We start from the raw sequence: 20,033 nt of genomic DNA on the forward strand, positions 1-20,033 counted from the left end.
AAAATCCGTTTCGGATGAAGAAGGCCCGCCATTAACTTGGCGGGCCTTTTGCGTTTAGGCCTTTAGTGCAAGCTGCGGTGAAAGCACGTCGATCCCGAGCGCTTTGCCAACGGCGAAGTAGGTCAACTGCCCCGCGTGAACGTTCAAACCGTTAAGCAAGTGCGCGTCATCCTCGCAGGCCTGACGCCAGCCTTTGTCGGCAAGTGCCAGCATGAACGGCATCGTCGCGTTGCCAAGGGCAATCGTTGATGTTCGCGCCACGGCACCCGGCATGTTTGCCACGCAGTAATGCATGATGCCGTCCACGTCATAGATCGGGTCTTGGTGCGTTGTGGCCTTTGACGTTTCAAAACAACCGCCCTGGTCAATCGCCACATCCACAATCGCAGCACCGGGCTTCATCTCGGACAGTTGAGCACGGCTTATCAGCTTAGGTGCAGCTGCACCGGGGATAAGAACCGCGCCAATTACCATGTCCGCCTCGCGCACCATTTCAATCGTGTTGCCCGCGCTGGCGTACATCGTTTTGAAATCGCGTGAGAACACATCATCGAGGTAACGCATACGGGGAAGCGAGCGGTCGAGAACCGTTACGTCCGCACCCATACCTGCAGCAACCCGTGCCGCGTGTGTGCCAACCACACCACCACCGATGACAACAACCTTTGCAGGGCCAACGCCTGGAACGCCGCCCATCAAGACGCCGCGCCCACCGTTTGCCTTTTGCAATGTCCAGCTGCCGACTTGTGGTGCCAAACGCCCCGCAACTTCGGACATCGGTGCAAGGAGCGGCAGGCCGCCATTCGCGTCCGTAACCGTTTCATAGGCGATGGCGGTGCACCCAGACGCGAGCAAGTCTTTGGTTTGCTCAGGATCCGGCGCAAGGTGCAGGTACGTAAACAACAATTGCCCTTCACGCAGCATCTTACGTTCTACGGCCTGTGGTTCTTTTACTTTGACGATCATGTCGGCCGCCGCGAAAATCTCGGCGGCGGTACCGGCAATCGCCGCGCCAGCTTCGATATAGTCTTCGTCACTAAACCCTGCGCCAATTCCACCTTGGGTTTCGACGGTAACCTTGTGGCCGTGTGCAATGGCTTCGCGTGCCGCGTTTGGTGTTAGACCAACGCGGAATTCTTGTGGTTTGATTTCTTTGGGGCAACCTATGTGCATTTGATTTCTCCTCTTCCCTAACGTGACCGTCGCGCTGTTTGTGTGGAAAAAGGTGGCAATGTTTGGCGTGTTCGCGCTATCAAAAGCAAGATTATCCGTGAATATTGAAAAAATTTGGGAGAATATTGCGTTGAGCGATTTAGATGAAACAGATCGACGCCTTTTGAAGGCCCTACAACGCGAAGGTCGTCTGTCGAACGCAGACCTGTCAGACAAGGTGAACCTCTCACCGTCTGCGTGCCACCGTCGCGTGCAACGATTGGAAAAGGACGGGTTCATTTCAGGCTACGTGGCGCTGGTGAACCCGCGAAAGGTGGACCGCAAAACCACAGTGTTTGTTGAAATCACTTTACGGGCGCAGGCCGATGACGTTCTCGATGCGTTTGAAAAATCCGTGGCGCGGATTCCTGACGTTTTGGAATGTCATCTCATGGCTGGGCAGGCGGACTATCTGCTTAAGGTCGTGGCCGAAGACGCCGAGGACTTCGCCCGCATCCACCGTCGCTATCTGGCTAGCCTGCCAGGTGTGCAGGGGATGCAAAGTTCATTTGCACTGCGCACGGTGCGCCAAACGACGGCGTTGCCAGTATAACTGGTTCTTAACGCATGCGCTCTAGGTTTTCGGTCGGTACATAGGTTCCGCTGAAAGGCCTTGCTATGATTTCAACCGCCGTTCGCCTCCTTGCCTTCGTCATGTTGATGGTTCCTTTGGCGAGCCGTGCGGACACGAATGCTTTGTGCGGCAATGTCATTGCGTTAAATGCGCTTCATAGTGAAGCTGTCGGGTCGAATGTTGTGCCGGGTTCCGCACAGATTGCCAGTATATTAGATGCAATTCTGCTAGACCTTGAGGGGCGGACCAACCGCCTTCCCTTACGCCCGATTGAAGGCCAAGTAGTCGAACTACGCGGGCATTCAGTGCATTTCAGCACGCTAAGCGCCAGAAATTCGGGGTCTCGGGTTGGTACAAACGAACTCAGCCAAGTAATGACTTCGCTTTCTAGTGTCTCCGCATTGTTTGGCTGCACGGAGGTTCAGGAGGTTGAGCAAATCGCCGAGCCGATCGGACCAATTGATCTGAGTACCAAACCGTTCCTGCACTCCTTGATGGAATTCGTAACAAAGACGAATCCTACTGGGGCGAACCTTTTTCTATTCGTACTGGCCATTGCTCTCGCCGCTCTTGCTGGACGTTTTGTTATGATCCGGTTGCGGAAAGATAACAGAAAGATGTGCCGTACATTCGTTTTGTGTGACTTTTCCGGCGCCTGCACGATTTCTCATATCGTTGATATCAATAGGCGTGGCATAAAAATCGAGGCACCCAAAGAAGATGTTTCCAACGAATTCTGTAGTTTCTACTTTGCCGGTATTGAACAGCCGGGACGTATTGTCTGGCGCAACAAGTATTTTGCAGGCGTACGTTTCAAGAAACGTATCAGCGCGGCGGACCTTCAAAAGGTTCTGGACGCGAGTCAGCAGCCTATCGAAACCAGCGGTCTTCGGGACAAGGCGACGCCCTGTTATTCTGACGGATGCCACCTCAACTGTCCCCGTCATAAAGAGACGGCGCTAGACCTCGACCAAAGCGAAGCCCAACCAGCAACTTAATCGAACCAATTCACGAAAAACCCCCGACAGAGAACTGCCGGGGGCTAACTTTTTCAGTGTAAGAAAATGCTTAGAGCATACCCTCGCGCTGGAGCTTTTTCCGAGCCAGCTTGCGCTGACGGCGGATAGCTTCGGCTTTCTCACGTGCCTTCTTCTCAGAAGGTTTTTCAAAAGCTTGCTTAAGCTTCATCTCACGAAAAACGCCTTCACGCTGGAGCTTTTTCTTCAGAGCGCGGAGCGCCTGATCGACGTTGTTGTCACGAACACTAACCTGCATGTGGTTTTCACCACCTCTCTAAGTTGGATTTGCAATAAGTTGCAGGAGGCCGCCATATAGCAACTGCCCCGTTATTTGTCTAGTATAGGGTATATGTCTGATATCGGAGCCTGAAATGACCACTGCACTGAAATTGCTCGCAGCGATTCTTCCTCACGTCGCCTTTGATGGTTGGTCAGATGGGGCGTTTGTAGCTGCGGCTGACGATTGCAGTATGCCGATTGAAGAAGCGCGTGCCGTATGTCCGCGCGGGGCTGCTGACTTGGCCGTTTTGTTCCATACAGAAGGGGACGCGGCGATGGTGGCTGCGCTTCAATCCGCTGACCTTTCCGAGATGCGGTTTCGTGACAAAGTCGCCCTTGCTGTGCGCCTGCGTTTGGACGCTGTGACCGACAAAGAAGCTGTGCGTCGAGGGTCTGCGCTGTTTGCACTGCCACATATGGCACCAGTGGGGGCCAAGTTGATCTGGGGTACAGCTGACGCGATTTGGACGGCCTTGGAGGATACCTCAGAGGATGTGAATTACTATACTAAACGTGCAACGCTTTCGGCGGTCTACGGGGCTGTGGTTCTTTTCTGGTTGGGCGATGATACGGACGATGGGCAGGCGACGACTGACTTTATCGACCGCCGTATTGAGAATGTTATGCAATTCGAGACCTTTAAGGCGGCGATCAACAATAACCCGCTGACAAAACCATTCGCTGGCGCTTTGGGGCGCCTGACGTCCCACATAAAAGCACCGTCCGCCGCGCCGGACGATTTGCCCGGATCATGGAATACACCACGATGAAAGCTGTTGAAATCACCCAAGCTGGTGGCCCCGAAGTTCTAACACTCGTTGATGTGCCAACACCGGAGCCAGCCTTTGGCGAGGTTCGCATCAAGGTTGCCTATGCCGGTGTAAATCGCCCCGACGCATTGCAGCGCGCCGGAATGTATGACCCTCCAAAAGGCGCAAGCCCCTTGCCGGGGCTTGAGGCCGCCGGTGAGATTTCCGCAATCGGCGATGGGGTGACGGATTGGGCAGTTGGTGACCAAGTTTGTGCGCTTTTGCCCGGTGGCGGATATGCAGAAGAAGTGGTCACACCTTCTGCGCATTGCTTGCCTGTTCCCGATGGAATGTCGCTGAAACAAGCGGCTTGTCTTCCGGAAACATTCTTCACCGTTTGGTCCAACGTATTCATGCGCGGTGGATTGAATGCTGGCGAGCGGTTCTTGGTTCATGGGGGATCATCGGGTATCGGCACAACTGCGATCCAATTGGCAAACGCCTTTGGTGCGCGGGTGTTTACGACCGCCGGATCGGACGAGAAATGCGCGGCCTGTCTTGACCTTGGTGCAGAGGTTGCAATGAATTACCGTGATGTGGATTTCGTTGACGTCATGAAGGCTGAAGGCCGTGCGAATCTTATCCTCGATATGGTTGGCGGCGATTATTTGCCCCGCAATGTGCGTGCCTTGGCGGATGACGGCCGGCTGGTGCAGATTGCGTTTTTGCAAGGGCCAAAGATTGAGTTGAACTTTGCGCACCTGATGATGCGCCGCCTGACGATCACAGGCAGCACTCTGCGCCCGCAATCTGATTTGGCGAAGGCCGAGATTGCACAGCAGTTGCGCGAACAGGTCTGGCCGCTGCTGGCGTCTGGACGTTTAGCGCCCGTGATGGATCAGGAGTATGATTTGGCCGCCGCGGCCGCCGCCCACACGCGGATGGAAAGCAGTGCGCACATCGGAAAGATTGTTCTAAAGGTTTCCTGAATTTGGTGATTTCATCGACCTGTGCAAAACTCGACTTTTAAGCAAAAAGTTTGAGCAAGGAGAATACTATGACCAAGAAAGATGGACCAAAGCCAAGCGGCAAGGGCACCAAAAAAGAGGTGAGCCTTGATGATTTCAAAGGCAACACGCTCGACAAAATGAGCGATGCGGATAAGTCAAAAGGCAAATAGCCTAACGGAAAGCCTTAGCGTATTGGGTCAAACAACGCGTCATCCAGCGTACAGTCGCGGATGACATCTGTCCCGCATTGCCGCAATTCCAAGTCGCGCGTTAGACAGATGCGTGCTTCTTGGATGCGCTGGCTGCGGCATGTGATCGTGATTTCGTCCGGATCTAGCCCTTCGTTTTCACGCATGAAGGCTTCTTCGATGAGGGACGCCGGCAAAGTTACAGGGTCTTCCAGTCGGCGGAACACTGCGGGGCGGGTTACGTTTTCGTAAGCCAATCGTGCCAGCGCGTAATAGTCGCCCGGAGATAGGCCCGAACAGGACCCGTGCTTGTTCCATTGGTGCCACGCCAACCCGCTTGTGCCCATTATGTCGGCCATCGCGGATGTGTCTGCCCGCGATGGGTTACGGTATGAATGGCGGCAATTTGCGGGCCACCCGTTCTCATATTGCGGCCAAAGGCCATGCAGAACCCATCCGAAATCCTTGTCGTCGTCACATTGCGGCGAGTTACGGGAATCGCCTTCAAGCGCGCACCATGTTGGCGACCACGACAAGGAAAGAACATAGTAATCGAACTCTCCGGCGGTGTCTTGGGCCTTGGCAGGAAGGGCGACAACACAGAGAAGGGCCAATATTCGCAGCATTTGGGGTCTTTCCATAAACGTTCAGGCTATCTATATAGCATCCAAGTTCCCCGACAATGTGAACCCGGCCAAATTGGTCTGCCCCTTCAAGGGCGTGGGAGAGGCATGTCGAATTGATAGGAGAAACGCGATGAGCGGTACACCAATTATGGCCAAAGCCACAGCAGTTTGGCTGTGCGACAACACAACAATGACTTTCCGTCAGATTGCCGTTTTTTGCGGCCTGCATGAGCTCGAAGTTCAGGGCATCGCTGACGGCGACGTTGCGACGGGCGTTAAGGGATTTGACCCGATTGCCAATAAGCAGCTGACGCAAGAAGAGATCGACAAAGCCGAAGCTGATCCGAAGTATAACTTGCAGCTGCTCTTTAACCCTGCATCCGCTGGTGAAGAAAAGCGTCGCGGTCCACGCTACACTCCACTGTCCAAGCGTCAGGATCGTCCTGCGTCTATTTACTGGTTGGTAAAATTCCACCCAGAACTATCCGATGGTCAGATTTCCAAATTAGTTGGCACAACAAAGCCGACAATTCAGGCGATCCGTGAGCGTACGCACTGGAACATCAACAACATCGAACCGATTGATCCGGTTGCTTTGGGCCTGTGTAAGCAGTCCGAACTTGATGCGGCTGTGCAAAAGGCGAACGCAAAGAAAGCCAAAGAAGGCGGTGTGATGACCGATGATGAACGTCGCAAACTGGTTTCCACAGAGCAAAGCCTTGGTTTGGAAGAAGAACCAAAGATCCCGGCTTCGATCGAGGGTCTTGAGACATTCACATTGGGCACAGATATTGAGCCAGAAGAAGACACATCGGTTCCGGACAAAGACACGTTCTTTAACCTGCCGGATGACGCAGGCGACGACGAGGACTAGACGCCGACGTTCGTTTCAAAAATCCACATGAAGCCCCGGTCGAGCGACTGGGGCTTTTTGTTACAGCGGTTTTTTTGTCAAAAAATCCAATAAAACTTGCCACATTTGCGCCCCGTTTTTCGATTATCGCTAGGGTAATCTTAATCCGAGATGCCCAAAAAGGGTGCGCGTGAAGGAGTGCAGGCAAATGTTACAAGACGTTCAGGACTTTAAAGATCCGCAAATCCATACTTTGGTTCGTAAGAAACGGACTAAGGATGACGCGTCTGATCTGTTTGACGAGCGGCCACCTTCTGCGCTGCTTTCAGACTATCCACTGGATAAGGCTGGCCATGAGCGAAGCATCATGTTGCAGCAGAAATTCACGGACCGGGGTTTCAACATCGAAAGATGCTGGAACCAAGTTCAGCAATATATGCCCGAACTCCTAACATCGCCCCCACAAGACGTGCTGGAAGTGTCGACAGGGCACGGCGCAATGTTAGAAATCTTGCGTCACTACGGGCATAACGTAATGGGAACGGACTACGCGACCGAGACGTGGTCGTCAGATTGTGAAAGTGCCATGAAACCCGATTGGCCCTATCGTCACATCGTTGAAAGCATCGATTTGCCGATGACGGTTTTTAACAACAGCAATGGGGACTACCCGATCGAAACAAAAAGCTTTGATACGACACTGTGTTTTCAGGCGCTTGAAAACGCTGGTCATCCGGATGGCTGGATGGACGTCATTGACGAGTTTTGCCGTATAAGCCGCAAATCAGTGTTTGTTATGCTTGGTCACTTGAATTCCGGAACCCGTGCAAACACGGACTACAATTATGCGTTCCACAGCTTCCGACGGGATTTGCGTAGTTACCGTGACAACGGTTTCGTTTGCACAGGTACCTTTGCCCATTGGGGGCAGGCGCTAGGCTTTAAATTGACCGCTGGATAATACGGCTCAAAGTGACCTGCGGGCGTTCAAGGCGGCCGTTATGGTCCCATCATCGAGATAGTCGAGCTCTCCACCGACTGGCACACCTTGTGCGAGAGATGTGACCTGCACGCCCTGTAACTCATCTGCAATGTAGTGCGCCGTGGTTTGTCCGTCGATTGTCGCACCAAGCGCGAGGATCACCTCGGTGACATGTTCCGTCGTGACGCGGTCGCGTAATTTCGGAATACGCAACTCGTCCGGCCCAATATCATCTAGTGCAGACAACGTCCCCCCAAGCACGTGATAGCGGCCTTTGAAAACGCCGGAACGCTCCATCGCCCAAAGATCGGCGACATCTTCGACGACGCAGATCTGGCCCGTGTTGCGTTTTTCGCTTTCGCAAATTTCGCAGATATCGGAGGTGCCGATATTGCCGCAGTTTAAACACTCACGCGCGGTTTCACCTACAGTGGTCAACGCTTGCGCAAGTGGGTTCAAAAGTTGTCCGCGCTTTTTGATCAAGTGTAGCACCGCACGACGCGCTGAACGCGGCCCTAGTCCCGGCAAACGGGCCATTAGGTCAATCAGGGCGTCGATGTCTTGCGGACCTTGGGACACTTAGAACGGCAGCTTCATGTCCGCTGGAAGGCCCAGGCCTTCGGTCAGCTTTTCCATCTCGCTTTGCGCTTTGTCGGACGCCTTGGATTGCGCGTCTTTGATCGCAGCGAGGATCAGGTCTTCGACGACCTCTTTGTCGTCGCCGTTGAAGATGGACGGGTCAATATCAAGCCCGCGCAGTTCTCCCTTGGCAGATGCCGTGGCCTTCACCAAGCCTGCGCCGCTTTCACCGACAACCATGATGTCGTGCAGGTCTTCTTGCAGTTGGCCCATCTGCTTTTGCATCTCTTGGGCTTTTTTCATCATGCCGGCCATATCGCCGAGCCCGCCTAGTCCTTTGAACATCATGGTCTCCTGAATGTCTGTTTGGCCTTAGATAAGCAGCCGCGGGCCGCGTCGCAAGTTAGCTGTCCTCGAACGGGTCCCATTCTTCGTCAACTTCGGGCAGGGCTTCTAGCCCCGCTTCCGCTTCGAGGGCTTTTGGCGTGCGGATGTCCGTGATCTTGGACTTCGGGAACTGCATCAACACGGCTTGCACCAGTGGGTGGGCCGACGCTTTGTTGCGCAGCTCGTTCGCTTCGGCATCGCGCACTTCGGCGATTGTATCCGCGCCCCCATTGTTGACGAGGGTGACAGCCCAACGGTTCCCCGTCCACGCCTGAAGCCGCGACCCAAGGCGCTGAGCAAGGTCATGGGGTGCGCTTTCGGACGGCACAAATTCGATCCGACCGGGTTGGTAGGCAGCAAGGCGCACGCCGGTTTCAACTTCAACAAGCAGTTTAACGTCGCGGTGGCGGCGGATCAGCTCAACCACGGTTTCGAATGTAGGATACAGGGCGAGGGTTTCTTCATTCGCCACGGCCAAAACCGCGCCACCAGCAGATGCTGAGGGTCCGTTCGGGCCGGAATGTGTCGGTGCCGGTGTGCTGGATTGCACATCCGTTTGCATGCCCGATTGCGCAGGGGCTGCGCGGTGGCCACCGCTTGGGCCCGCAGGTGGCGGTGTTTCTTTGTCGAGCTTGCGCACCAGTTCTTCGACTGATGGTAAGTCCGCCACATGAGTCAGTCGGATGATCGCCATTTCAGCGGCCATCATCGCGTTCGGCGCCATTGCGACTTCTTCAAGTGCCTTGAGCAGCATCTGCCACAATCGTGTTAGAACCCGCATCGCCAAAGCCTCGGCCATGGCCGCGCCGCGCGTGCGTTCATCGGGGCTGACGGTCGGGTCTTCGGCGGCGTCAGGTGTGATTTTGATGACGCTGACCCAGTGGGCAATCTCGGCCAGGTCCCGCAGGATCGCCATCGGGTCGGCACCGTCCGCGTATTGGCTGGACAGCTCGTGTAACGCGTCAGCCGCCTGGCCCCTGAGGATCATATCAAACAGATCAAGCACGCGACCACGATCGGCAAGACCCAGCATCGCGCGAACCTGTTCTGCCGTTGTTTCACCAGCGCCATGGGAAATCGCTTGGTCGAGAAGGGATTGGGCATCCCGCGCGGAGCCTTCGGCTGCGCGGGTAATAAGCGCGAGTGCGTCGTCGGTAATTTCGGCGTTCTCAGCGGTTGCAATTTTGCGCAGCAGGCCGATTTGGTCTTCGGGTTCAATGCGGCGCAGATCGAAACGCTGACAACGGGACAGAACCGTTACAGGTACCTTGCGGATTTCCGTCGTCGCGAAGATGAACTTCACGTGCTCTGGCGGTTCTTCGAGCGTCTTCAGCAGCGCGTTGAACGCGCTGGTGGACAGCATGTGAACCTCATCGATGATGTAGATTTTGTAACGCGCGGATGCGGCGCGGTAATGCACGCTTTCGATGATCTCACGGATGTCACCCACACCAGTGCGCGAAGCGGCATCCATTTCCATGACATCAACGTGGCGACCTTCCATGATCGCAACGCAGTTTTCACACTTGCCGCATGGTTCGGTTGTCGGGCCGCCGTTGCCGTCTTCCCCGATACAGTTCATCCCCTTGGCGATGATCCGCGCCGTGGTGGTTTTACCAGTCCCGCGGATACCCGTCATGATGAAGGCTTGCGCGATACGGTCCGCTTCAAAAGCATTTTTCAGCGTGCGCACCATGGCATCTTGCCCGACAAGGTCGGCAAAGGTTTCGGGGCGGTACTTGCGCGCGAGGACTTGGTACTTTGGGGTATCGGATTCGGTCATATGCAAAACCTATGCTGCCCGCTTGCCAAGGTCCACTGCTGTGCGGTACACATTGCGGGCCTTTAGGGAGGCAATCAGGTTCGCGAAAAGCTGTATCGGCACCCTTCACATATATTTTTGAATAGACCTTTTCGGTCTTTCTCATGCCCTTGTTAGCGGACTCGTGGGTTTTTTGGATGAGGAAGCCTGAGATGACGAACCCCCTAGATAAATTCCGCCGTGCGGCGAAGGCGTTGAAAACCGGTTATGAAACCGGTTTGCCTGATGCGTTGACGCGCATCGCGACCGTGAGACCCCGCAATGACGGGGCTGATTTGCGCCACGCCGATTATCTGCATGTGATTGCGCAGGAAAACAATTTCGCGACATGGCCTGTGATGAAGGACGCAATCGAAACCGATGGTTTGGACCGCGCGCAGAAAATCCAAAAGCTCAAGATTGCGCTGCATGCGGGACGCACGGGTGTCGTTGCGCAGCTGATGGAGCAATCGCCGGATTTGGCGAAGGATCATTTCGGTCTGCTATGTGGGCTGAACGATGTGAAGTCCGTCTGGACGATGCTGAAAAGCGATCCGACTTTGGCGTCCAGAAAGGCGGGGCCGTTCCTGCCGATGGTGCATCTGTGTAAATCGCGCATGTTTTCCGTTCAGCCGGAAGGCGGTGCGGATAGTGCTGCGATTGCAGATATGCTGGTGGCTAATGGTGCAGATGTGAACACGGGCAGTATTGAAAATGGCGATCCGTTGTCGCCGCTCTATTGGGCGTTGGGGCACGCGGGGAACATGGAACTGGCAACGTGGTTGCTGGAAAACGGCGCGAACCCGAATGACGGGGAAAGCCTGTATCACGCGACCGAGCTTGGTCATGCTGATGGGTTGCGTTTGTTGCTGAAACACGGCGCCGACCCAAAGCTCACCAACGCGCTACCACGCGCGATGGATTTTGATTCCATTGAGATGGTGACCTTGTTGCTAGAACATGGCGCTGACCCAAACGAGGGCTCAGATGCGTGGACCGTGGGAACAGGTGTCGAAAAGGGTGTTCCAGTCCTACATCAAGCAGCGAGGCGGATGAATTCCGGACCGATCTTAGACGTGTTGCTTGACCACGGCGCGGACGCCTCTGCGACGTGGAAAGGGCATAGCGCATATGCATTCGCGAAGGTCTTTGGTAACGTGGACCTTGTTCAACGGATTGAGGCGCGCGGTGAAGAGACAGCGTTGACCGATGCTGAGCAAATGTTGGCATCGGCCGCATCGGGGCAAGTTCCAGACGGATATATCAACACTGCAGTCTTACCCGATGCATATCGTGGTTTGCTTCGCGAAGTCTTGCATCTGCCCGGTAAGCTACCCCACCTTAAAGCGCTGGTTGCTATCGGCTTGGAATGGGATCGTCCTGATGCAGAAGGGATTACACCTGTGCAGGCCGCAGGGTGGAGCGGGCTTGCGGATGTGATGGCTTATTTCCTCAAACTTAGCCCGAACCTTGGGCATGTGAACAACTACGGCGGCACGTTGTTGTCCACTATTCTTCACGGTGCGGAAAACAACCCGCAACGTGCGGAGGGTGACTACATCGCATGTTTGCAGTTGGCCTTGGACGAGGGCGTAGCGCTGCCACGTAGGGCGTTAGACGCGTCTGGGTCGCCTGAAATCCGTGCGTTTCTAGCGCAATGGGCCAAGAACAAACCCGGACAGGTGGTTGAATATGGGATCGTCTGAGTTTGCGATTTTCCCGCTGGATGTGGGGGCAGGGCGGGTCGCTCTGTCCCCCATTCCTGGGCGGTCTGGGTCATATGAGAGGGACCTGTCAGCGGTTATGCACTGGGGCCCTGAACTGGTTTTAACCATGACCACCCAGTCTGAGTTGGATCGCATGGGTGCAACGAATTTTGGGAATGATCTTGCCGCGGTGGGAATCCAATGGCGCCACTTGCCAATCGTCGATTTTGGCGCGCCCGACGGAGATATTGAAGCGAAGTGGCCCGAGGTTTCCGCCCTCTGCGCTCGTGTTTTCGCCCAAGGTGGAAAGATACTTGTCCACTGTTTTGGTGGTTGCGGACGCTCTGGCATGGCGGCGCTTCGGCTGATGGTTGAGACAGGCGAGACACTTGACGTGGCACTTGAACGGCTGCGCCAAACCCGCCCTTGCGCCGTAGAAACCGAAGACCAGCGAACGTGGGCAGCTAAACCTTCCGTTTAGCGCTGCCGCGTTCCTTTCCGGCATTGTACATTTTTTGCAGCCGTTTCAGGTGCCCGCGGTTTTCACCAACTGTCGCAGTGTTGAACCGGTTTTCTCGTTCTAATTTGCGCCAACGTTCCAGTCGATCGGCATCAAGATCACCCGCGTCAATTGCCACGCGAACGGCGCAACCGGGCTCAGTGGCATGGGCGCAATCGTTGAATTTGCACATCGCAGCGAGCTCGGTGACGTCGGAAAACACCTCGTCAACGCCTTCTTCGGCGTCCATAAGGCGCAGCTCGCGCATACCGGGCGTATCGATCAGCCAGCCGCCCGCAAATGTAGGGCGCAGATTGCGGTTCGTTGTGGTGTGCCGCCCTTTGGCATCGTCTGTGCGAATGTCCTGAGTTGTGTCGACAACATCTGTGAGGCGGTTTTGGATCGTGGTTTTCCCAACACCGGACGAGCCAACCAGCGCAAGGGTTTGCCCGTTAGAACACCACGGGTTTAGGCGTTTAACGTCTTCATCGTCAGTCGCATTCACAGCAATCGCGCTGAGCATCGGAGACAGTTTTTCGGCTTGTTTCACGTAGCTTTGTGGATCATCGCTTTGGTCGGCCTTGGTTAGGATAACCAAGGGTAAGCAACCGGACGCCGCACACATCGCCAGATATCGTTCAAGCCGTGCGATGTTAAAGTCGGCGTTGCAGCTGCTGACAATGCCAAGCGTGTCGACATTTGCGGCGATCAACTGCGGCTTTGAATCTTCACCTGCGGCGCGGCGGGCGATTCCTGTGGTACGTTCGAGTGGGCCGGAGGCGGCAGAACCTGTTGCGATAACCCAGTCACCAACTGCATAAAGACCAGCCGCAACAGTTGGTGAGAGGGATTCGACACCCTTTTCAGACAGCCCGTCAAGACGGGACCGATGCACCGCAGAAATTCGCACCGGTCGCTCGGGCGGGTTGGCGGTTTCGTCATAGTCCACCTGACGGATGAAATAGTTGGACCAGCCGAGGGTTTTTAGGGTGTCTGTCATATCAAACGGCTATCCTATTGAACGACTCCGCGAAAGTACGACTTTCGCTCTATCGTTCGCCTTCAATCTTGCCGTGCAAGTTCGAAGTAGGTGAGAGGTTGGACATCGACCCAAGTGGGGCTCGTTGTGGCTGCTTCCTTCCGGACCTGACCAGGTTGGCGAGGCACTTGCCCGCGCCAACCCCTCAAGACGTGATATAGGACCACACCACCCGTCGTGCAAGGGCCACAATGGATTGCACCGCGCGAGAGGGCGTGGCATCGATTGCGGATGAGACATGCAGAAACAGTTACTTTCGGTGGTTCGGGTTTGGACCGTGCTGCGCATCTGCGGGCAGATGAAGCTCAAATTGCGGCTGATCCAACGGCGCGTGCCATTGTGTTGTGGCGTGGCAAGCTTTTGATCACATCGGAAAACGGGCCTCTGGTTCGCGTGCCACTGGATCATTCAGTGATGGCTGACGCAGGAAATGTCCGTGTGTTCCTCGGGCAGGATGACGATGGGCCCGTTTTTGCCGTGAACCTGACCAGTTGGGCGCCCGAACTGCCGGACGCCGAGCAGATGAACGCGTTTCTGGACGCGACTTTGCAGCAACACCCGGAAACGGGCGACGCTGTTTTTGCAGAGCTACGGGCGATAATGACGTCGCTTTCGCCGCGCGACGCTGAGCTCGCCTCGACCGCGCGCGCTGTTTTGGGGTGGCATGACAGCCATAAATTCTGCTCATCATGTGGCGAGATTAGCAACGCTGTCGATGCGGGGTGGCGCCGCCTTTGCCCTGTGTGCGACACGTCTCATTTTCCTCGGACTGACCCAGTTGTAATCATGCTGATCGTGGCAGATGACGAAGTGCTTGTTGGGCGGTCCCCGGGTTGGCCCGAGGGTATGTATTCGCTCCTCGCGGGATTTGTTGAGCCAGGTGAGACCATGGAAGCGGCCGTGCGCCGCGAGGTGTTCGAGGAGTCAGGTGTTCGCGTCGGGGAGGTTAGCTACCTCGCGAGCCAACCGTGGGCGTTCCCTTCGTCTTTGATGTTTGGGTGTTATGGTGAGGCAACGACCAAAGACATCACACTCGATCCGATCGAGTTGGAAGATGCTCGCTGGGTTAGCCGCTTGGAGATGGAACAAATTGCCCGTGGTGAACACCCAACGATACTACCAGCGAGAAAGGGCGCAATCGCGCATTTTTTGCTAGAGAACTGGCTCACCAATACGTTATACTGACCGAACAACAAACAACGAGCCTTTAAAGGCCGATAGCTGGGCAGAGATCATGGAATTCACGACGCGCGAAGATATTGAAGCACCGATCGAATATGTTTTCGAGCAAGTGACAGATTTTGCGTCGTTTGAGCGTTCGATTATGCGGCGCGGTGGCGATGTTGAACGCATTTCTGGCGGCGACAGCGCTGTTGTTGGTACGAAATGGCACGTGAAGTTTTTATTGCGCGGCGCTGAGCGCGTCGTGAATGCTGAGGTCGTGTCCGTTGATGCGCCAAACGCAATCACAATTGATGTGACATCAAAAAGCGCGAATGCAACGCTGCAGGTTGATCTGGTCGCGTTGAGCCCAGCACGCACACGGCTTAACGTGCGTGCAAAAGCGACAGCGAAGTCGATTCCAGCGAAGCTATTGTTTCAGTCGGTTAAGTTCGCCCGCAGCAAAAACAAAAGCAAATTTAACACGTTGGTCGCCAATTTCGCGGAAGACGTCGAAACGCGTTACCGTTCCTAATTGCTGGCCTTTTCATGGCGACGCGCGGCTGCCGGAAACACGCCCATTAGCCGTATGTGGTCTGTGAAATAGTCCAGCTCTTCCATTGCCAATTGGACGTTGCGATCATCTGGGTGCCCTTCGACCTCAGCGTAAAACTGTGTTGCGGTGAATTGCCCGCCGACCATATAGCTTTCGAGTTTAGTCATGTTGACGCCATTGGTCGCGAACCCACCCATCGCTTTATAAAGCGCGGCAGGAATGTTGCGGACACGGAAGACGAAACTTGTGACCATGCCGTGCTTGCCACGACGGGACAGATCCGGTTCACGGGACATAATCAAGAAACGCGTCGTGTTGCGGTCATGGTCTTCGATGTGACGCGCCAGAACGTTCAACCCGTAAATCTCGGCCGCCATTTCTGACGCCAACGCGCCGGCCGTCATGTCATCGCCAGACGCCACATCCATAGCGGCACGTGCATTGTCAGGGCTGATGACAGGGGCGATGCCTTTTCCGCGCAGGAACTTCCCGCATTGTGGGAGAATTACGATATGGCCCGCAGCCGTTCTAATTTGGTCCACTTGCGCACCGGGTTTGCCGAGCAGGTTGATGTGCACCCGCACGAAGGCTTCGTCGATGATATGCAATCCACTTTCGGGAAGCAGCGTGTGAACGTCCCCAACCCGGCCATAGGTCGAGTTTTCGACCGCAATCATGCCTAGGTCGGCATCACCTTTTCGCACGCCTTCGATCGCTGCGTTAAATGTTGGACAGGGTAAAGGTTCGTAATCGGGGCGCGCTTCTACGCAGGCTTGGTGCCCGTATGCGCCCGGTTCTCCCTGAAATGCGATGCGTTTGGTCATCATTTAATCCCCGATTTACCCAAGTTTCTCTAAAATGGGCATTTGGTCGCGGTGCTACACCTTGATCATTGGCGGGGGAAGCGGATACATGATTGCTGAATCAGGAAGAAAATGGAACGCGACATGTTCGACACAATGACAATGACCAAAGTTCTGGGCGCAGTTTGCGGCACGTTCTTGGTCTTTTTGCTTGGCAAATGGGCCGCCGAAGAGATTTATCACGCTGGTGGTCACGGCGATCATGAGCAAGCCTATGTAATCCCCGTAGAAGGTGGCGATGCCACTGACGAGCCTGTCGAAGAAGGCCCTTCATTCGAAGAAGTATACGCAATGGCTGATGCTGCTGCAGGCGAAGGCCAGTGGCGCGCATGTTCTGCCTGCCACAAGCTTGAAGCTGGCGAAAACAGCACAGGCCCATCGCTTTACGGCGTTGTTGGACGTACTGTTGGTACCGAAGCTGACTTCGGCTACTCTGGGTCGCTCGTTGCGGTTGCGGATGTCTGGACACCAGAGAACCTGAACGCGTTCCTTGAAAACCCGCGTGGTTTCGCACCAGGAACCGGGATGACGTACAACGGCATGCGTAAAATTGGCGATCGCGCGAACCTTATCGCTTATCTCGATAGCCTCGACGACTAATCGTCAGACAGTTATTGTGCGTAGGCCGTTCCAATTGGGGCGGCCTTTTGCGTTTGCGGGCTAAACCTTGCGTGATCACGCTCATCTCACGCATTCTCAACTTGAATGTTGATCGGCCTGCGCACTACGCTGAATCCTGCAGGATATGCCATTTTTAGGAGTGCCCCATGATCAAAGACCAGCGTTGTTCCGCCAAAGTCGCAACGAATGCGCAAAATGCCGGCTTGTCGAAACTGGGCCTCCTGCTTGCTGGGTCGGTCTTGGCATTTGGCGCTGCGACATTGGTCCGCGCTGAAAGCCACGAAGAAATTACCGTTTCGCACGGATATACCAATTTCGGAGAACTGAAGTACGGCCCCGATATGGTGCATTTGGATTACGTAAATCCTGACGCACCCAAAGGCGGCGAAATCAGTGTTTGGTCGCGTGGGACGTTTGACACGTTTAACGCTTATACGCGTGCAGGTTCGGTTGCGGCGGGTACGACCCTCCTTCACGAGAGTATTCTGGCAGCAACGGCTGACGACCCTTATGGGTCTTACTGTTATTTGTGCACAACGATGGAATACCCAGAGAGTCTCGATTGGGTGATTTTCAATTTGCGTGACGACGTAGAATTCACCGATGGCACGTTGCTGACCGCCGAAGATCTTGAATTTACGTATCATTTGATTTTGGAACAGGGGCTCCCCGAGTATGTCACGGTGGTTGAAGATTACCTTGATGGCGTTGAAGTATTGGGGCCGCACCGCATCAAATTCTATTTCACCGAAGACGCTCCACGTCGCGATGTGATTGGTTTTGCAGGAATCACACGAGCCTTTTCTAAGGCGTGGTTTGAAGAAACGGGCGCTCGTCTGGATGAAAGCACAGACGTGCCGTTCATGGGGACTGCCGCATACGTTGTCGGAAGCTACGACACCAACCGTCAAGTGATCTACGAACGTGTCCCTGATTGGTGGGGAGAAGATCTGCCACTTAACGTCGGGCAGAACAACTTCGATACGATCCGATACGAATACTTTACAGATTCCGCCGCCGCATTTGAGGGCTTCAAAGCGGGCGAGTACACATTCCGTCAGGAAAACTCGTCTTTGCAATGGGCGACCGGATACGATTTTTCGGCGATCGATAACGGTTGGGTCAATGTCGAAGAGCTCCCTGACGGGTCTATCGGTACTGCTCAGGCTTATGTGTTTGACCTGCGTGAAGAGCGTTTCCAAGACCCAAAGGTTCGCGAAGCGATTGGCCTGATGTATAACTTTGAATGGTCAAATGAGACGCTATTTTACGGGTTATACGCCCGTGTTGAATCGTTTTGGCAGAATACGGATTTGCAGGCACGTGGTGTGCCGTCGGATGCGGAGCGCGAAATTTTACAACCCTTTGTCGACAGCGGACTTCTAGATGTTTCGATCTTGACAGACGAGGCCGTCGTGCCACCTGTCTCTAACCCAAGCCGCCCGACGGATCGTGCCAATCTGCGCCGAGCTTCTGCGCTTTTGGACGAAGCAGGTTGGGTCGCGGGGGACGATGGGATGCGCCGCAAGGATGGCGAACTGCTGTCGCTCGAGTTTTTGACTTATTCACCGTCGTCGGATCGCATTGTGAACCCTTATGTCGAAAGCCTGCGACGTTTGGGCGTTGATGCCTCCATGAACCGCGTTGATTTTGCACAATATGTCGAACGGTTGGACGCGCCAGCGGATTTCGACATTATCACGCATTCGATGACGCAAGGGTTTGAACCTGGCATTTTTTTGCGCCAGTGGTTCGGCTCGGAAACTGCCGAAGATAGTTCGCGCAACGTGATGGGCTTGCAAAACGAGGCGATCGACGGGCTGATTACTGTCGTAGTCAATTCTGAATCGCTAGAGGATTTGACCGCAGCGGCCAATGCGCTTGACCGTGTGTTACGTGCCGAACAGTTTTGGGTGCCGCAGTTTTACAACGACAAGCACTTTGTCGCATATTACGACATGTACGAGCATCCTGAAACGCTACCACCCTTTGCGTTGGGCAACTTGTCATTCTGGTGGTACAACGCCGAAAGAGCAGAAGAACTGAAAGCAGCAGGGGCGTTCTAGACCCCTCACGCGGACGGCAATAAAGACGAAGGCTACGCACCAAATGGGCGCCTATATTCTCAAACGATTGCTGCTTGTGGTCCCGACGCTCTTTGGGATCATGATCATCAACTTCGTGTTGATCCAGTTTGTCCCCGGTGGGCCGATTGACCAGATCATCGCGCAGATGGAAGGCGGCGGTGATGTGTTCGAGGGCATCTCTGGTGGCGGGTCAGAGCTGGTGGAGAACGAGAGCGGCGATAGCGTTGCCTCGCGTGGGTTGCCGCAAGAATTCTTGGATGAATTGCAGGTCGAATTTAACTTCGCCCGTATCGTTTGCGACGCTGGGTTTTCCGGCGAACCGGACCTACGCAACGATGCCTGTAATTCGGTGCCGATCCCTGCAATTGAACGCTTTTTCCTAATGATGTGGGACTACATGCGCTTTGACTTTGGCGAGAGCTATTTCCGCTCCGTTTCGGTCGTCGATCTTGTGCTTGAGAAGATGCCCGTGTCGATCACGCTGGGCCTGTGGTCCACGTTGATTGCCTACATGGTGTCGATCCCGCTCGGCATCAAAAAGGCGGTGCGTGACGGGTCATCGTTTGATACATGGACGTCCGCCGCGATCATCGTTGGCTATGCGATCCCGGGGTTCCTGTTCGCGATTTTGCTTATCGTTTTGTTCGCGTCCAATAACTGTTTCCGATTGCCGTTCGGAATTTCGGATTTCTTCCGCGAGAATGTGACGTGGCTGTATAATTCCAACCCGACCTGTCTGCGTCTGTTCCCGCTGCGCGGCTTAACGTCATCTGATTTTGACACGCTCAGTACGTGGGGGCAGATCAAAGACTACTTCCACCACATCGCGCTTCCCGTTCTGGCATCGACCATTTCGGCCTTTGCAACGCTGACCCTGCTAACCAAAAATAGCTTCCTCGACGAGATCAAAAAGCAGTACGTCATCACAGCGAAGGCCAAGGGCCTGTCCGAGCGCCGCGTTCTTTATGGCCACGTTTTCCGCAACGCGATGTTGATCGTAATCTCCGGTTTCCCTGCGCTGTTCATCGGCGTTTTCTTTGGCGGATCCTTGATCATCGAAACGCTGTTCTCTCTCGACGGTCTTGGGCGATTGGGCTTCGAGGCCACGTTGCAACGCGACTATCCTGTCATGTTCGGCACGCTATTCGCGTTCTCGTTAATGGGCCTCGTTGTCGGCATACTAACGGATATTACTTACGTACTGATCGATCCCCGCATCGACTTTGAGAAGAGGGGATAGAC

22 protein-coding genes and 1 other RNA gene are annotated in these 20,033 nt (G+C 54.8%); 14 read left to right on the forward strand and 9 right to left on the reverse strand.

Annotated features, from left to right (window positions below; all coding sequences use genetic code 11):
• Positions 1–54: 54 nt before the first annotated feature.
• Positions 55–1,173, reverse strand: coding sequence for an alanine dehydrogenase (gene ald, locus OCA8868_RS14350; RefSeq protein ID WP_093997283.1), 1,119 nt, complete (start codon positions 1,171–1,173; stop codon positions 55–57).
• Between the two features lie 130 nt (positions 1,174–1,303).
• Between ald and OCA8868_RS14355 the strand changes: the two genes are divergently transcribed.
• A complete protein-coding gene (locus OCA8868_RS14355) occupies positions 1,304–1,765 on the forward strand; it encodes an Lrp/AsnC family transcriptional regulator (RefSeq protein ID WP_093997421.1) in 462 nt (153 codons plus the stop codon).
• A gap of 65 nt (positions 1,766–1,830) precedes the next feature.
• Positions 1,831–2,784, forward strand: coding sequence for a hypothetical protein (locus OCA8868_RS14360; RefSeq protein ID WP_093997284.1), 954 nt, complete (start codon positions 1,831–1,833; stop codon positions 2,782–2,784).
• A gap of 70 nt (positions 2,785–2,854) precedes the next feature.
• Here OCA8868_RS14360 and rpsU read toward each other — a convergent pair whose 3' ends face one another.
• On the reverse strand, positions 2,855–3,061 hold the full coding sequence (gene rpsU / locus OCA8868_RS14365) for a 30S ribosomal protein S21 (RefSeq protein ID WP_093997285.1): 207 nt from the start codon (positions 3,059–3,061) through the stop codon (positions 2,855–2,857).
• Positions 3,062–3,176: 115 nt separating this feature from the next.
• Here rpsU and OCA8868_RS14370 point away from each other — a divergent pair, with 115 nt between their 5' ends.
• The 3 genes from OCA8868_RS14370 (at position 3,177) to OCA8868_RS16905 (ending at position 5,013) form a co-directional block, all read left to right on the forward strand.
• On the forward strand, positions 3,177–3,854 hold the full coding sequence (locus OCA8868_RS14370; RefSeq protein ID WP_093997286.1) for a COQ9 family protein: 678 nt from the start codon (positions 3,177–3,179) through the stop codon (positions 3,852–3,854).
• Positions 3,851–4,822, forward strand: coding sequence for an NAD(P)H-quinone oxidoreductase (locus OCA8868_RS14375; RefSeq protein ID WP_093997422.1), 972 nt, complete (start codon positions 3,851–3,853; stop codon positions 4,820–4,822). Before OCA8868_RS14370 ends, OCA8868_RS14375 begins: the two co-directional genes overlap by 4 nt.
• A gap of 68 nt (positions 4,823–4,890) precedes the next feature.
• On the forward strand, positions 4,891–5,013 hold the full coding sequence (locus OCA8868_RS16905) for a hypothetical protein (RefSeq protein ID WP_281253639.1): 123 nt from the start codon (positions 4,891–4,893) through the stop codon (positions 5,011–5,013).
• A gap of 14 nt (positions 5,014–5,027) precedes the next feature.
• Here the strand turns inward: OCA8868_RS16905 and OCA8868_RS14380 are convergent, their stop codons facing one another.
• A complete protein-coding gene (locus tag OCA8868_RS14380) occupies positions 5,028–5,657 on the reverse strand; it encodes a ribonuclease T2 family protein (RefSeq protein ID WP_245848291.1) in 630 nt (209 codons plus the stop codon).
• A 130-nt stretch (positions 5,658–5,787) separates the two neighbouring features.
• On the opposite strand from OCA8868_RS14380, the gene OCA8868_RS14385 reads away from it, so the two are divergent.
• The gene (locus OCA8868_RS14385) at positions 5,788–6,531 is read left to right on the forward strand and encodes a DUF1013 domain-containing protein (RefSeq protein WP_093997288.1); all 744 of its coding nucleotides are present in this window, start codon (positions 5,788–5,790) and stop codon (positions 6,529–6,531) included.
• Between the two features lie 187 nt (positions 6,532–6,718).
• A complete protein-coding gene (locus OCA8868_RS14390; protein WP_093997289.1) occupies positions 6,719–7,471 on the forward strand; it encodes a methyltransferase domain-containing protein in 753 nt (250 codons plus the stop codon).
• A 6-nt stretch (positions 7,472–7,477) separates the two neighbouring features.
• On the opposite strand, the gene recR is transcribed toward OCA8868_RS14390, so the two are convergent.
• From recR to OCA8868_RS14405, 3 genes are read right to left on the reverse strand one after another with little or no spacing between them, the layout of a single operon-like run.
• Positions 7,478–8,071 (reverse strand): recombination mediator RecR, encoded by a 594-nt coding sequence (gene recR / locus OCA8868_RS14395; RefSeq protein ID WP_093997290.1) that lies wholly within the window; start codon positions 8,069–8,071, stop codon positions 7,478–7,480.
• Positions 8,072–8,416 (reverse strand): YbaB/EbfC family nucleoid-associated protein, encoded by a 345-nt coding sequence (locus OCA8868_RS14400; protein ID WP_049835570.1) that lies wholly within the window; start codon positions 8,414–8,416, stop codon positions 8,072–8,074. It lies immediately after the preceding gene.
• 58 nt (positions 8,417–8,474) lie between these two features.
• Complete coding sequence (locus OCA8868_RS14405) at positions 8,475–10,241, reverse strand: DNA polymerase III subunit gamma/tau (protein WP_093997291.1); 1,767 nt, start codon at positions 10,239–10,241, stop codon at positions 8,475–8,477.
• A gap of 191 nt (positions 10,242–10,432) precedes the next feature.
• Between OCA8868_RS14405 and OCA8868_RS14410 the strand changes: the two genes are divergently transcribed.
• Positions 10,433–11,965 carry an ankyrin repeat domain-containing protein gene (locus tag OCA8868_RS14410; RefSeq protein ID WP_093997292.1) on the forward strand — a complete coding sequence of 511 codons (1,533 nt, stop codon included), beginning with the start codon at positions 10,433–10,435 and terminating at the stop codon, positions 11,963–11,965.
• A complete protein-coding gene (locus OCA8868_RS14415; protein ID WP_093997293.1) occupies positions 11,952–12,446 on the forward strand; it encodes a dual specificity protein phosphatase family protein in 495 nt (164 codons plus the stop codon). Before OCA8868_RS14410 ends, OCA8868_RS14415 begins: the two co-directional genes overlap by 14 nt.
• On the opposite strand, the gene rsgA is transcribed toward OCA8868_RS14415, so the two are convergent.
• Positions 12,430–13,464: a ribosome small subunit-dependent GTPase A gene (rsgA, locus tag OCA8868_RS14420; protein ID WP_093997294.1), complete on the reverse strand. Its 1,035-nt coding sequence runs from the start codon at positions 13,462–13,464 to the stop codon at positions 12,430–12,432. The two genes, OCA8868_RS14415 and rsgA, sit on opposite strands and share 17 nt — an antisense overlap.
• An 88-nt stretch (positions 13,465–13,552) precedes the next feature.
• An RNA gene (gene ffs / locus OCA8868_RS14425) (signal recognition particle sRNA small type) lies at positions 13,553–13,651 on the reverse strand.
• Between the two features lie 83 nt (positions 13,652–13,734).
• On the opposite strand from ffs, the gene nudC reads away from it, so the two are divergent.
• Both nudC and OCA8868_RS14435 read left to right on the forward strand, forming a co-directional pair.
• Complete coding sequence (nudC, locus tag OCA8868_RS14430; protein WP_093997295.1) at positions 13,735–14,688, forward strand: NAD(+) diphosphatase; 954 nt, start codon at positions 13,735–13,737, stop codon at positions 14,686–14,688.
• 49 nt (positions 14,689–14,737) lie between these two features.
• The gene (locus OCA8868_RS14435; protein ID WP_093997296.1) at positions 14,738–15,199 is read left to right on the forward strand and encodes an SRPBCC family protein; all 462 of its coding nucleotides are present in this window, start codon (positions 14,738–14,740) and stop codon (positions 15,197–15,199) included.
• On the opposite strand, the gene OCA8868_RS14440 is transcribed toward OCA8868_RS14435, so the two are convergent.
• Positions 15,196–16,044: a prephenate dehydratase gene (locus OCA8868_RS14440; protein ID WP_093997423.1), complete on the reverse strand. Its 849-nt coding sequence runs from the start codon at positions 16,042–16,044 to the stop codon at positions 15,196–15,198. The genes OCA8868_RS14435 and OCA8868_RS14440 overlap by 4 nt on opposite strands.
• A 123-nt stretch (positions 16,045–16,167) precedes the next feature.
• Between OCA8868_RS14440 and OCA8868_RS14445 the strand changes: the two genes are divergently transcribed.
• The 3 genes from OCA8868_RS14445 (at position 16,168) to OCA8868_RS14455 (ending at position 20,031) form a co-directional block, all read left to right on the forward strand.
• The gene (locus tag OCA8868_RS14445; RefSeq protein WP_093997424.1) at positions 16,168–16,683 is read left to right on the forward strand and encodes a c-type cytochrome; all 516 of its coding nucleotides are present in this window, start codon (positions 16,168–16,170) and stop codon (positions 16,681–16,683) included.
• Between the two features lie 167 nt (positions 16,684–16,850).
• Positions 16,851–18,770: an extracellular solute-binding protein gene (locus OCA8868_RS14450; RefSeq protein WP_093997297.1), complete on the forward strand. Its 1,920-nt coding sequence runs from the start codon at positions 16,851–16,853 to the stop codon at positions 18,768–18,770.
• Between the two features lie 43 nt (positions 18,771–18,813).
• Entirely contained in the window at positions 18,814–20,031 is a 1,218-nt protein-coding gene (locus OCA8868_RS14455) for a microcin C ABC transporter permease YejB (RefSeq protein WP_093997298.1), read from the forward strand.
• Positions 20,032–20,033: the final 2 nt, after the last annotated feature.

Origin of the sequence: Octadecabacter ascidiaceicola (assembly GCF_900185015.1) — a bacterium.
Lineage (GTDB): Bacteria > Pseudomonadota > Alphaproteobacteria > Rhodobacterales > Rhodobacteraceae > Octadecabacter > Octadecabacter ascidiaceicola.